Below are 14,816 nucleotides of genomic sequence, written 5' to 3' on the forward strand. Positions count from 1 at the left end.
TGACAATTGCAAAAACGATTATTATGTTCTAACTTTGCACCCGATTCTCATATTTAATTTGAGTTCATGGTTATTAGTTTTTATCCTCGGAGACATCCGGGGATTTTTTATTTATGCTGTTGAAGTACTCAGGATTTGATATTTTGAAGCTGTATTAGAAAAGTTTTATGATTATACTCATAATGTGGTGAATTAAAACATGTTAATTTTAACATTAAGTTTTTCATCATTAGTTTATTTGAATAGTTCCCTGGAGAAATCCGGGGATTTTTATGGGTATTATGTGAAGATAAAACTGAAGAAAATAGCTGAGGTCCTTATTTTTTTGTAGTTTCATTCCCTTAAATCCATAAGCCACATTAATAGACTATGAAAAGGAATCTTATCAATCAAAACGGAGTCTCAGACAAGTTTTGGAATATTGAATATGAAGGAAACACACAAAAAATAGTTTTTGGTAAGACAGGTACTAAAGGACGTGAAACCATTAAAGAATTCACAGATGAAAATGAATGTATCCAAGAGTCTGAAAAACTGATCAGTCAAAAAATCAAAAAAGGATACACAGAAATTCTCGGAAATGCTGAAATACCACAAAAAGCAGAACTTTCTGAAGCTGAAAAGGCAGATATCTATTTCTGGGAAGCCATCGAAAAATCAAATAAATATAAAAACGCCCATTGGAGCGAATATGATATTGATGAACATCTGGAAAACCTGACGACATCCCTTTCCAGATTTGGAAAAGAAAGATTAGTTCTTTTTGAAAAGACCCTTCAGGAAAAGCTGAGCGAACTCTACACCGCTGAAATAGCAGAACTATCCATCATTCTTGAATGTGAATTCACTTCCGAAAATGGAATTTATACTTTTAACGATTATCTTTCGGATGACGGATTCATTTATTTCCGCTGTTGGCTATTGCTGAAAGGGAAGGAGTTCTATGAAGATATTAAAAAAGATATCCAGGCATTTGTCAGTGGAAAGTATAGTTTCAATATTGGGGACTGTTGGGCAGAAGGGCTGCTGTATGTATCTGATGAAGCATATTCAGTAAACCATGATAATGAAGATGAATCCGAGATCAGAGATACCGTCAACGAACTTTATCCTGATAATCATTATGACAGCATGAGCCGGGAGATGAATCGAGAACCTAAAGGAGGTGCCGATCTACAGAAGATGTATCCCAAATTGGTAAAAGATATAGCAGAATTAAGAAGCGAATAAAAGCCAAAGATATTCTTTTAAGTACATAATCATATTGGATTCAAATCCTTAGTTTTTAAACCAAACAATCACATAGTCATCCTGCTTCATAAGAGACTCTGTCGTAACCTTTTGTCTCCTCAAAATACTGCAATTCTACTCTAAAAACGGTACATTTAAAAAGCATGCTTAATATAACTATTCATTACAAGTTTTGAAGAACTTATGAATTATAGTTAGCCCAAAGTACCATATCCCGTTTGACAACCCTCTTCAGGTAGTATAATAACGGTCTGTATATCCTTCAACAACGGTATAGAGCCAGTTAGATAAAGGGTTCCAGACCGTTAGACAACGGGTTCTACCCCCTTACCTAAGGGGGTAGAACCCGTTCATCAAGGAGATATAGACCCTTCGGAAGTCCCTTCAGAGGGTTAGATAAGTCCCTGTAGCCACTTTAGAATGCGTTACAGCCATTTTGTGAATGCTTTTATAGTGTTTTTGTCTGCCAGAAAATAAAAATCTCCAAAGTTACAGTGACTTCGGAGATTAGGTTTTTTGATGATAGCTGTGCTATTATATTATTTTGATGATTTCCTGTTTTTAATCCATGCTATAGCGTATTCTACAGGTTCTTTGGAATCTGAAAATGCAGTATTATGTCCCAGAGCAGGGTATAGCTTATACTCATACTTTGTTTTGTTAGATTTTAACAGATTCAGATGCTCAATAGACAAATTCACAGGAACCTGAATATCTTTTCCTCCAAAAATCCATAATCCCGGAATAGATAAATGAGCAAGAGTCTTGTTGGGATCTGTGTCTTCAAACTCATATCGGTCAGGGTCTGTCATAATGTGCTTCCTTGCATCATCTTCAGTATGAGTATCCCAGAAATTGGAATCTCCATTGGTGTAAAACTGAAAACGAAGCTGTTCCTTTACAGTAATAAGTGCCCCGCTGAAGATTGTCATAAATTTAACTTTCTTATTCTTTTGAGCAGCTAAAGGAATGATCCAGCCGGCTTGGCTGCCCCCAATCAGTCCGATGGGTACTTTATTTTGTAAATCTTTAGAGAGTATATCTACCGCAGAGCTTACATCTGAAGATAGCAGGTTAAGATTAAAGGCATCCACATTGTTGGTTCCTACTTCCGGTCCTGCATACACTCCGCCGGATTCCCCAACTCCTCGTTTATCATAAGTAAAAACAGCAATACCATTATCAGCCAAAAGCGTTGCAAACTCTGTCATTCTTTTTTCCTGTCCGGAACCATGAACGATCACTACCGCAGCAGTAGCATGATCAGGTTTGAAAATTGTTCCTGAAAGTGATATTCCTGAGCTGGTAAATGTCACATTTGTAGTGGTAAAGCTTTTCGGATTAGCTGCTGATAGATTATTGGATAAAACACTCAATACCAATAGGAAAGTCGTTAATATATTGAAGTTTAGTCCTCGTGAAGGTTTATAAATATTGTTCGTTCCTGTAATTGATAAATTACGGACAAATGATTTCGCAGTGTTCAAATGTTTAAAATTTTGCACTTGGTTTTAGTTTATTGGTTGATTATAAAAATAATCATAATTCTATTCAATCCACAAAGCAGATAACTTATAACAATTAGCGGACAAGATACCAGATTAAAGCACCGATTCCGGCGTAAGCAGTAACGGTAATAATATCAGCAATAGGCTGCGAAAAACGCTTTTCAGCAATTTTCTCCGCATTGATCTGGTTCTTATGGAACTTCAGGATTTTCTTAGGGCTACCAACCGGGTGAGCAACGAGACTGTCACTTTCCCATCTGTCAACTATTATTTTATAGCTTCTGCCATCAACATCAATTTTAACGTTCTTATTAGGCGCAAGCTTGTCTTGAATATTGATTGGAGCAGGCGTTTGCTGTATATTTAGAGCTTTGGGTTCATCCGTTAACGTTTTCATGGGTGTCGCAGTGTTATTAAAAGAAGGTGTGCTCCTTTGGGATGCCTGCTTATTGTTGGTCTCAGGATCTGGCTGCTTTTTTACCTGGTAAGTATAGCAACTGGTAAGAGATAATGATAAAATGATGAAATAAAGATTCTTTCGCATTAGCCAAATTTAAGAATTAAACGGAATATTTAGCGTTTTCTTTTGAAAGATGCTGTTTTTTGAAGAATTTTTAGTAGAAAAGTCTTTTGAATTTGATTCTTTCATAAAAACTTATTTTTATTTCCTTTTATTTTTGAATATTTTCAATAAAAATGTATTTTTACAATAAATAATACGTTTTATTTTAATATATCGTATTATTTATATAATAAAAAACTACAAAATAACCAAAAAACTAATCAAGTCATGAACGGAATTACCTGTACTTATTCTCAAGAATACGTCAAAACTCATTGTTTCCAGCAATGTAAAACAACTTTAATTTATCATTTTTTTTAACGCTATAAATCAATAAGCTACATAAATTTTATTTGATCATTTCTACTTACCAAAGGTGAAATTATTTGATCGCAAAATTGTTTTGTGTTCAAATGACTTATGATATGGAGTTCAGAAACCATTAAAAACGAAGCGTAACCGAAAAGCTATACGAGTAGGAAAATATCACAACATTAAAATATGAAAAAAATATTTTTATTATTTGTATTCATTAGTTTACACTCGTTTGCCCAGTGCTGGCAAAGTATTAGTGTAGGGAAAGAACATTCTGTAGGGGTAAAGACAGATGGATCGCTGTGGGGATGGGGAGTTAATTTCTCAGGAGAGCTGGCGGACCTGAATGTGAATGGCAGAAATGCCCCAACCCGAATAGGGAAATTAACCAATTGGAAAATAGTAAGTGCCGGTGCAAGTCAGACTTTCGCCATCAAAACAGATGGAACATTGTGGGCATGGGGACGTAATGAATATGGACAATTGGGAGATGGAACTACCCTTTCAAAAAGTGTTACAACACAAATCGGAACTGCTACCAATTGGAAAAGCGTTAGCGTAGGAGAATTTTTTACGGTAGGAATCAAAACAGATGGAACATTATGGGCATGGGGACGTAATGAATATGGACAGCTGGGAGATGGAACTACTATTTCCAAAAAAACTCCAATACAAATAGGAACGGATACCAATTGGCAAACTGTAAATGCTGCATACAATAGTGTATTAGGAATTAAAACAGATGGAACGCTATGGGGATGGGGATCTAATTTTAGCGGACAATTGGGAGATGGAACTACTATCGCAAAATCAATCCCGACGCAAATAGGGACAGATATGAATTGGAAAAGTATTGATGCGGTAAGCGGATATTCTATAGGCGTAAGAACAGATGGGACATTATGGACATGGGGCTCGAATGTTTACGGGCAATTAGGGGATGGAACTACTGTTTCAAGAAAAACACCAATGCAGGTAGGAACGGCAACGGATTGGCTGAATGTAGCTGCGGAAAATGGTTATACATTTGCAACAAAAACAGACGGAACACTGTGGTCATGGGGATATAATTATTATGGACAGCTGGGAAATGGGACAGATGAAGTAATCAATGTAGGACCTCCTGTACAAGTAGGTACCTCTTCAGATAATTTGGAAATATATGCCGGACAAAATCATGTTCTTGTAAAGGGTACCGATGGGTCCTTAAAAGCTTGTGGTAAAAATAGTCAAGGTCAGCTGGGTGATGGGACTACAACTACGAATATGATTAATAATGATAAAAATACTTTTGTTTCTATTGCTTGTCCTGAAGTATGTATTCTTCCAACACAATTGGCAGTAACAAATATTACTTCTTCAACAGCTACTATTAGCTGGACAGCAGCAACCCAGGTACCCAGTAAAGGGTATGTATATATTTACAGCACAAATCCTGCCCCTGAAGGGAATAAAAATACAATTGTCTCTACAACAGCAAATCTAACCAATTTATTACCAAACAATACTTACTATTGGTGGGTTGCCTCTGATTGTGGTTTCAGCCAGGTGGTCTGGATGCCGGGAGGTTCCTTTACTACACTTCCTGCAGGTGATAGTGGTTGCTGGCAAAGTGCGAGCATTGGTGTATACCATTCTATTGGATTAAAAAAAGACGGAACACTATGGGGGTGGGGAGACAACTCTGATGGAGCATTGGGGGATGGAACGACTATTGATAAAAATATCCCGACACAAGTAGGAACAGGAACAGACTGGGTGAAAATCAAGGCAGGATTTTCTTATTCAGCAGCGCTCAAAGCAGATGGGACACTATGGACATGGGGATGGAATTATAATGGGCAATTAGGTGATGGAACGACTAGCGACAAAAATATACCAACACAAGTAGGATCGGGAACAGATTGGGTAAATATTACGACTGGTGAGTTTCATATGGCAGCCATAAAATCTAATGGAACACTTTGGGCTTGGGGCAATAATAAATATGGACAATTAGGGGATGGTACTACCGTCAATAAAACCTTACCTGTACAAATAGGAACAGCAACAGACTGGATAAATGTTGCATCCAGAGGAAATCATACTCTTGCCATCAAAACAGATGGAACACTTTGGGCTTGGGGAGATAATTCCAAAGGACAACTGGGGAACGGAACTTTCACAGCCAGTACTTCTCCTATTCAAATAGGAACAGCCACAGATTGGAAAGATATTAATGTGGGACGAATTTATTCGATGGGAATCAAAGCAGATGGCACACTTTGGGGCTGGGGAGATAATGCAAAAGGGCAGTTGGGAGATGGAACCACCATTTCAAAAAATACTCCAACACAAGTGGGAACAGCAACAGATTGGCGAAATATTCGTACCGGTTTAAATGGTGCCGTTATCGCAATCAAAACAGACGGAACGCTTTGGACATGGGGAGATAATACAACGGGACAGTTAGGGGATGGAACAGAGACGAACAGATCTACACCAATGCGTATTGGGACTGCTACAGATTGGCAAAATATGGAGGCTGGAGCACAAAATACCCTCGCTATAAGTGCTGATGGAGCTTTGGGGATCTCAGGTTATAACGGCAGAGGAGAGCTAGGAGATGGTACAAATACTCAGAGTAAGATTTTTAGAGCTATTGCTTGTCCTGTAAATAATGTAACACCTCCAGTAAATAACTTTGCTGTTGAGAAAGTTTCAATACAGGAAAATCAGCTGAAAGTTTATCCAAATCCTGTGCAGGATATAGTGACCATTTCGTCTGAAGAAAAGATTCTTTCGGTAACAGTATACAATACAGCAGGTAAACCAGTACTTACGAAAGAAATAAATGATACAAAAGGAAATATAGATCTTTCCGGAGTATTATCAGGAGTTTATCAGGTCAAAGTGAATTTAGTTAATAATCTCATAAAAACAGCGAAAATAATCAAAAGGTAGACGATAAAGCAGAATAATAGTTAGACTTTTTAAGTTTATCATCTTTATAAAATAACGCCACTTAAAAATAAGTGGCGTTGTTGTTTATATATACTTTTAGTAGTACTGATCAAGCTTAATATTTAAAATGCAGCCATGCAAGACAACATTACTCTATCCATAGATGTCCACTGGAATAAGTTCTTGCTTTACCTGCTACAATCACTCTTTCATTCCTGTTTTCACAATAAAGTTCACCACCTCTTTCCGATACCTGGCGGGCAAAAAGCTGATCTTTTCCTAATCTTTCCGCCCAAAACGGAATAAGTGAGCAGTGTGCAGAACCCGTCACAGGATCTTCAAGAATAGATGATTGCGGTGTAAAATATCTGGAAACAAAATCACTGTCAGTCCCAGGGGCAGTTACGACTACACCACCCGGATCCAGATTGATGAGGTCAAGAATCGATCTTTCAACTTGGATATTCTTTACATCTTCTTCAGATTCATATACCAAAACATAGTCTCTCGATTTGAAGACCTCTTTAGGCTGTATATTGAGTGATTTGGAAATTGTATCTGGAAGAGTAGAAGCTTCAGGCATTCTTGATGGAAAATCCATATAATAAAATCCGTCTTTTACATCTACCGTCAATTCGCCGCTTTTCGTTTCAAAAACGATTCTGGTGTTCTCATAATTTAAGATGGAAGCAAGACAATGAGCCGTGGCAAGGGTAGCATGTCCGCATAAATCCATTTCTATCTCCGGCGTAAACCATCTCAGGTGAATGCTGTTGCCATTGTCTATAAAGAAAGCCGTTTCTGCGACGGCATTTTCACGGGCTATCTTTAAAAGAATCTCATCGGGTAACCAACTTTTCAAAGGAACAACGCAGGCAGGATTGCCATGAAAAATCTCTTCTGTAAACGCATCTATTTGATATAATTCTAACTTCATGATTGAGAAAATTTAGGTCTTTAACAAAGGTAAATAAAAGTAATAAGTACTTAATATAAATTTTTACAATTTATCCTGTTTGTGAAATGCTGAAAACCCCTTACTGGATTGCTCTTTTTCTTTTGTTTTTAAAGAGAATAGAGGATTAGCATTTAATAACTTCATTGTAGGCGACTCACCTTTCCAGTTCATCCTTTTATCCAGAAAATAAAAATACACGCCATCAATGGTTTTAATTTCATAAAAATAGTCCGGGAATTTGTTCAGCGTATTTCTTACAGACATATAGCTAATTTTTTCAATTTGTTCGGAAGAATAAGAAACTTCATTAATGATAAGACTGTTATCAGTTAGAAAAACATTCGCAGGAGGAAGGTTTTTTCTCAACATCCGATATTCTGATGAACAGATAAATAGTAAAAATAGAACACATAAAATAGCTGGAATAGCCAGATAAACAAGGTCTTCTTCTTTGAGGTAAATATGCAGTGATATGGAAACTATCTGAATAAAAACAACAATGATTCCATATCTGAAAAAGAAGAATTCGAAATAACTTGGGTTTAATTTTTTCATGAATAAATAATAGGGTGGATGCTTGCTGCGCTTCCATTGAACAGGTAGAAAATGTATTTTGTCCTAAAAATACAAAAGTTTACGATAATATTTTACCTGATATCTCACATAATACTGATCACTTTTAAGAATAGTCTACTGCAACTACAGAATAGGGAGGTCAAAAAACTTTGATATGAATTAAAAAAAAATGAATTTTGAGCATTGTAATTACAGAACAATATCATTCTGAGAGAGTAAGGGAAAATGTAAGTGATGTTCTTCATATCAAAAAAATTACAAAATATTGGCAATATAAATTGCTCCTGCGATGGTAACCATATCAATAATTCACTTATTTATAGGTTGATGGAGTAGGGATATAGTCAAAAGTTATTCAAAAATTTCAATCAAGCCGATTGACCTATCAACAATATAGGTATTTCCCGAATCAATTTTATCAAAACTAATTTCAATAATCAAATGAGTACACCATTAAACATAATTTTCAGTTGGTTCGAAAAAGGAGATATTCCTACAGAAGACCAGTTTAAGGAAACCTTTGCTTCGTTCCGGCATTTAGATGAAAAAATCAAAATGGATGAGGTAACGGGCTTACAGGAAGCTTTAAAAAAAATGCTTTCTCTCACAGCTTTTACAAGCCATCTTGAAGATCAGAACGCACATAATTTAGTGCTGGCAAAGCTTAACGCATCCAATCTTACTGCAGCCCATGTAGAAGAATGGAAGAAAAAACTAAAAATCAATTTAGCAGCTACTATAGACGGAAATGGAGAGATAGGAAACGTCTATACAAAAGAGCAGATCAGAGAAATTGTAAATGTTTTTCAGGCAAAAGATGATGAATTGCTTGAACATATTACAAAAATTAACAGAATGCTGATTTCTAATGATGTAAGCCTTGATACCCTTCAGGAAATTGTAGACTATATCAAAGAAAACAGAGCTCAGGTAGAATTGCTTAAAGATACCATGATCACAAGCATATCAGATGATAAGGTTCATCTTGCCGGAAGCTATTCGAATTGGGGCACTGTCACTTATCAAAACCAGTTTAATGATGTGGTATATGGTAAAATTAAAACCATAGAAAATGCAGCCAATTCCGAAAAAATCAGATATGAAGAGAGAATAAGAGGAGATGCCAGAATAAAACATGATCTGGATACATTAAGCTTTGTGATTGATGCTTACGACACAGTGACCATGTTTACAATTCCTCTCAAAGTAAAAAGAATAGACAACAATACTATAGAAGTGGTATTTGATTCAGTACCACCAAACATCATCCAAATAACAATCAAAAAAATATAATTATGGACATTAAATACGCTTATTATCGAAGCTCAGTAGGGTATAAAATAGAAGGAAAAACAGACAATGATATTTTAACCGCTGGTGGTGGCACCAGAGCAATCAGTTCTTTTTGGCATGACGGGAATTTAAATCCGCTCGATTATGTACCTAAAACACGAACTTTAACAATTAACGGGACTTCTTATGATCTCTCAGCAAACCGATCATTCACAACACCAGACACTATTACCCGTCTGAAAGGGGGTGCATCAGGTTCTTTGGTATCAGGTGATGTTACCCTTTCGGCTGGTGCTAATATGGCAATTAACCAGTCTGGAAATACAATCACATTAGTCGCTACGGATACAACGTATAGTGCAGGAAACGGTTTGACATTAGCCGGAACTACATTTTCTTTACCAGTCACTACTTCAGGAACAGGGAATGTGGTGACAGGAATTGTTCAGACAGTCAACGGAATTACTGTAAATCTTGGTTCTATGCCTACTTCATCGGATTTGACTAATTATATCCCATTATTACAAAAAGGTGCTGCAAATGGAGTGGCAACATTAGATGGGTCCGGGTTGGTTCCTGCATCTCAATTGCCATCTTATGTGGATGATGTTTTAGAAGGATATTATAAAGCTGCAGACGAGAAGTTTTACAAAGAAGCATCTTATACCACCCTTATTGCCGGAGAAACTGGTAAAATCTATGTCTCTCTTGATACTAACAAAACTTACCGATGGACGGGAAGTGCATTTGTATATATTACCTCCGGAGCTGTAGATTCTGTAAACGGAATAACAGGTGTTGTAGTCTTAAACAAATCTCATATAGGTTTAAGTAACGTAGATAATACAGCAGACGCAGCAAAAAATGTTCTTTCTGCTACAAAATGGTCTACGGTGAGAACGATTACCCTTTCCGGAGTTACCGCAACAGCACAGAATATTGACGGTTCTGGAAACGTAACAGTCCCTATTATTGCCGTTCCTGCGACATTATTAACAGGTACTGCATCCATCAATACAACCGGATCTGCTGCCAAACTAACCACACCGAGAACAATTTCTGCTACAGGTGATGCTACGTGGACAACAACTTTTGACGGTTCAGCAAATGTTACCGGAGCGTTGACATTAGCTGCAACAGGGGTAACAGCGGGAACGTATAATCAGGTTACTGTAGATGCTAAAGGTAGAGTAACAGGTGGAAGTAATACATCAAGATCATACACTACTTCTATTTCCGGTACTGCAAGTATCGCACACAATCTGGGGAGCAGAAATGTAGATGTTACAATGTATGATACTGTGACCCTTTACAGAATTGATGGTAGAGTAAAATTAACCGATCAAAATAAAATAGACATTGAATTTGATTCTGCTTTACCTAATGCTGTTTCCATCACAGTAACCCGTAAAGATCTTTAATCATGGATATAAAATACGCATATTATAATACTTCTAAAGGTTATAAAGTCACGGGCGGTACAGCTGCCCAGTTTTTAAAGGCTGACGGGTCTTTAGATAGTACAGAGTATATTAATAGAAATTCAGAGCAGACCATAGACTCTACCAAAACGGTAGGTTTTCAGAATACGATATATTCCGGATGGAACAGATCATCAGTAGCCAATCCACAGATGGGACCCATCTCTTTGCTAAATCTTGCATTGCAGGGAGCTTATCCTTTATATGGAGATGAGGAATTCAGAAACGGTACCAATAATATCGCTATTTATAATAATGCCGGCAATGGTAATGTAACGATGACCAGAGAAGCTGCCGCTAATCTTCCGAATAGATCAGGAATGCAGCTAAGGTTCAATTACAATGGCAATGGAGCTGATCCTGGGTTAGGTGGATTTATCATTGGATTTATTGCAAGAGCTAATGCCGTATTTATTCAAAAATTTATGGCTAAACTTCCTGTGGGATATACATTTAATAATGCTGAAAATTACATGGGAGCCAATGCTTCGGTCAACTGGTTAACCTCAAAAGCCGGGACTGGGAAATGGGAAACTTATGTGAGAGCAGTGATATGTGGAACCGGAACCAGCTTTTCAAATGGAGGTCATGTATATGTTACCGGTCCGAATACCGCAATGGAGTTCAGCTTAGCTTTTGCGGAGATTTATGAAGTAAACAGCTCGGTGTTTTCCAGAATAAAAGAAGCTTTCTATGCTAAGAATGAAACCATCCATTTTAATGGTGCAATATCTGATTTAATTACAGTTGGAGATTCATATGCTCAGAAAAAATTATTGTCTACATCATGGGATGGAAATAATGGAGATCAGGTTATATTAAGAGTTCCGGGAAACCAGGATAATGGAGCTTATATCAGATATTCCCAGAACGGAATTTTAAATGGTAATATATCGGCATTGGGTTCAAATAGTCTGGCGGGAAGTCAGGTATTCAGTTCTCAGGGAAATATGTTGCTTCTGGGAAATACAGTTTTGTCCAATATGGTATTTCAAACAACCACTAATACTCAATTTAATTATCCGGGAGTTGGTTCCATCTATACATTTGATGTCAATGGAGTTTATTCAGAACGAAATATTAATTTTAATAAGGATAATACCGGAATTAATCTTTATGGTGACAGTAAGATCTATAAAAAAGCCGGCGGTGGTGTTTATATTAATAGAGGAAATAATGAGCTGGATCCGAGGGTTGAAAGTGCAGATGGATCTAAATCATGGATGTTATTTCATGAAGGAAACTTTAGTTCATTAGGTTATGTAACACAAGTATCTTTAAATTCTCAGTTAACCAATTATGCCAAGCTTAATGATCCTCAGTCTTTTACAAATATCAATACTTTTACAAAAAGTCCTGTTATCCCAAATGGAACACTGGGAACCCATGCTGTAAACAAAAACCAGATTCAGCTCAATGCAGATCCTGAAATTGAAGGAGGACAAAAATTAGAAATAAGCGGAAATAATTCTGTTAATCTTACCAACTTTTTTGTAACATCAAGAGACGGATCAAGAAATCCGGATGATATTGCACCTAATTCAACCGGCAGAAGAGTCAGATTTGATTTTATAAATGCAGGTAGTGCAGGTTTGAAAGCAGCTGGAAATTATGCAGGAGTAATGACTTACGCTCCTTTTGATGGGACAACAGCTTCTACAGGAGATTCATCTTATCAATTAGCATTTGCCAATCAGACAGGAGGGAATGGTTCCGGGATTCCAATGCTGAAAATGAGAAAAGGAATTGATGGAGGATGGTCTAAAACATGGTATAAATTCTGGACAGATGGAGATTTTTCCGGCGCAAATATTCAGCAATGGAATTATATGGCTCAGAATGGGATACAGCTCAATTCAGAATTCACAATACATACAGGATCAGGTTTATTAATTGCAGATAATTCTTTGGGGTCAGGTATTGTAGATAAACCAGAAAGTAGATTGGTAGCTGTAAAAAAGGATGAATATTATTTTTATGGCTCTAAACACGAAACATTTGATGGGTTAAACTTTAATTGGAAAAGCCAATCCTTCGGAATGGGAATGGAAGCTAATATTGAAGATAAGCTAACAGTAGAAGGCTCCGTAAAAGCAAGTAGAAACTTTAAATCCAAAGAGGAAAACCCTGATACAATTTTTATTCCCAATGGTAGATTAGCTACTCTTACCAATGAAATTGTAAATGATCAATCTGATAAATATTATGCCATCAGATTAGAACCGCGCGAATATGAAATGAATACCAGTTATTTGAGTATAAATGATAAAAACAGGCTTATTCATATTATTGGTCAATCTATGAAAATGGCTGTTAATTTAGAAGAACTCTATCCAAAACAACAGATTGTCATTTATAATTTTGATCAAAATAATGGTTACATGGACCTTCAGTTATTTGGAAACAGAATATATACGATTAGTGGTGGATCTTTCCTTAGGCTATATGTGACAGAATCACGAAGAATAATCATAGAGAGAGAGCAAGCATGTAAGTTTATTCCGTAAAGAAATATTCTAACATTTTTATTTCTCAGATTAGAACAGATAAAAAGTTATTAATAAGTATAAATGCGTCATTTTTTAAGTGGCGCATTTTTGATATAATACACTCAACAGTCGCTTATGAAATAAACTAATTATTTTGCCGGTTATCCCTTCTTAATTCTCTTTCCACTTCATCAATTTCCGTTAAGGGAAGAAGAAAGGTGTTTTCTATATAACTTCTGATGTCCTCGTCCGTTTTATTATTTATTTTTCTGATGAAAAGCTGATTGCTGGATTTCAGAGACTCTATATAATTCAGTGTATCCTGCTTGTTCTGAAATATTGATTTCTCGAATACTGCTCTTTTATCGTCATTCACAATAATATCATTAAATGATGTGTTCATAAGAACAGTCTGGAAAAATGATTCAGCAGGTAAAAAAGTATGAAGGTAGTAATCCTCAAAATCCATTACTTTCTTATTACTCGTTAAGAATGTGCAGGTTTCTCGTGTAAACATAAACCACTTTCCTCCAATATAAGGAACCACTCCTTTCATAAATTCTCTTTTATAAATGAAAGAAGAAATTATATAGGCTAATTCAGTGAAATGATTTTGTATTCTTTTAAGAGTATCCGGTCTGTAAAATTTCTGGTCATAATAGAATAGATAATTCCGACCGTTATTAACCGTAAGAAATTTACGGATGATGGGTTGAGATTTCAGAGGATAATCTTCCCCACTCAGATTGATGAAATAATCCCATTCTCTGCTTGCATTTAAGAGAAATTCCATTGCGTTAAGCTCTGCCTGGATCATACTGAAGCCTCCTGAAACAATATTCAGACTATCTAAAATAAAGACATTCGGAAATTTTGTTATATAGAGCTGTATCTCTTCTGTAAAAGCTGGCTGAGCTTTTCGGTCTATATGAATAAGGTAAAACTGATCTTTTGTATAAATTTTCTGAAACATCGCCTTGAATACATGAGGCTTATGATGTACCATAATAAAATAGGCAATTTTTATATACGGTGTCGCATAAGATTGCAAGGTCTGGGTCTGGGGATTGGATAGGGGAAAGGCTGTTTGCATGTTGGGAAGCTTAAAATCATCCGCGTTTGCAAATAATTCGGTTAACGTGCGGAAGGTATAAATAAATTTTTGATAATCAATTAATTAAATATAGTTTTGTTTGCTTTTTTTATCGTAGGTTTGCAGAACATTTATAAAAAACAGGTCACTGCCTTTGCTATTCTGTAATAGTTTAAAATCACAATTTTCTTTTCCAGTTTTGCTTTTTCAGCTACCCATTTATAATCTTAATTTCCCTATGTGAAAAATTAAAGATTATAAAGTTCTACTATCAATAGGAGCGATACGTTATTGCTGGTCATAAACAATATTTAATGATATTGTTACAGGTAAAGCAAGCAAAATGA

The 14,816-nt window shown here is 36.2% G+C and carries 10 protein-coding genes; 5 read left to right on the forward strand and 5 right to left on the reverse strand.

The annotated features are described in order from the left end of the window. Positions 1–369 precede the first annotated feature (369 nt). On the forward strand, positions 370–1,230 hold the full coding sequence (locus BW983_RS02075; RefSeq protein WP_076549538.1) for a DUF4240 domain-containing protein: 861 nt from the start codon (positions 370–372) through the stop codon (positions 1,228–1,230). 560 nt (positions 1,231–1,790) lie between these two features. On the opposite strand, the gene BW983_RS02080 is transcribed toward BW983_RS02075, so the two are convergent. Next, positions 1,791–2,738 (reverse strand): alpha/beta hydrolase family protein, encoded by a 948-nt coding sequence (locus tag BW983_RS02080; RefSeq protein WP_228408931.1) that lies wholly within the window; start codon positions 2,736–2,738, stop codon positions 1,791–1,793. A gap of 94 nt (positions 2,739–2,832) precedes the next feature. Beyond that, positions 2,833–3,303 carry a hypothetical protein gene (locus tag BW983_RS02085; RefSeq protein WP_076549540.1) on the reverse strand — a complete coding sequence of 157 codons (471 nt, stop codon included), beginning with the start codon at positions 3,301–3,303 and terminating at the stop codon, positions 2,833–2,835. A gap of 519 nt (positions 3,304–3,822) precedes the next feature. On the opposite strand from BW983_RS02085, the gene BW983_RS02090 reads away from it, so the two are divergent. Further along, positions 3,823–6,579 carry an RCC1 domain-containing protein gene (locus tag BW983_RS02090; RefSeq protein ID WP_076549542.1) on the forward strand — a complete coding sequence of 919 codons (2,757 nt, stop codon included), beginning with the start codon at positions 3,823–3,825 and terminating at the stop codon, positions 6,577–6,579. Positions 6,580–6,727: 148 nt separating this feature from the next. Here BW983_RS02090 and BW983_RS02095 read toward each other — a convergent pair whose 3' ends face one another. Together BW983_RS02095 and BW983_RS02100 are read right to left on the reverse strand one after the other, a co-directional pair. Beyond that, a complete protein-coding gene (locus BW983_RS02095; protein WP_076549544.1) occupies positions 6,728–7,516 on the reverse strand; it encodes a PhzF family phenazine biosynthesis protein in 789 nt (262 codons plus the stop codon). 63 nt (positions 7,517–7,579) lie between these two features. Then, positions 7,580–8,092: a hypothetical protein gene (locus BW983_RS02100; RefSeq protein ID WP_076549546.1), complete on the reverse strand. Its 513-nt coding sequence runs from the start codon at positions 8,090–8,092 to the stop codon at positions 7,580–7,582. 462 nt (positions 8,093–8,554) lie between these two features. Here BW983_RS02100 and BW983_RS02105 point away from each other — a divergent pair, with 462 nt between their 5' ends. From BW983_RS02105 to BW983_RS02115, 3 genes are read left to right on the forward strand one after another with little or no spacing between them, the layout of a single operon-like run. Continuing rightward, entirely contained in the window at positions 8,555–9,406 is an 852-nt protein-coding gene (locus tag BW983_RS02105) for a signal recognition particle receptor subunit alpha (RefSeq protein ID WP_076549548.1), read from the forward strand. Between the two features lie 2 nt (positions 9,407–9,408). Next, entirely contained in the window at positions 9,409–10,827 is a 1,419-nt protein-coding gene (locus tag BW983_RS02110) for a phage tail protein (RefSeq protein WP_076549550.1), read from the forward strand. 2 nt (positions 10,828–10,829) lie between these two features. Then, on the forward strand, positions 10,830–13,394 hold the full coding sequence (locus BW983_RS02115) for a hypothetical protein (RefSeq protein WP_076549552.1): 2,565 nt from the start codon (positions 10,830–10,832) through the stop codon (positions 13,392–13,394). Between the two features lie 127 nt (positions 13,395–13,521). On the opposite strand, the gene BW983_RS02120 is transcribed toward BW983_RS02115, so the two are convergent. Next, a complete protein-coding gene (locus BW983_RS02120) occupies positions 13,522–14,469 on the reverse strand; it encodes a beta-1,6-N-acetylglucosaminyltransferase (RefSeq protein WP_076549554.1) in 948 nt (315 codons plus the stop codon). Between the last annotated feature and the right edge of the window lie 347 nt (positions 14,470–14,816).

This window comes from Chryseobacterium ureilyticum (assembly GCF_900156735.1).
Classification (GTDB): Bacteria; Bacteroidota; Bacteroidia; order Flavobacteriales; family Weeksellaceae; genus Chryseobacterium; species Chryseobacterium ureilyticum.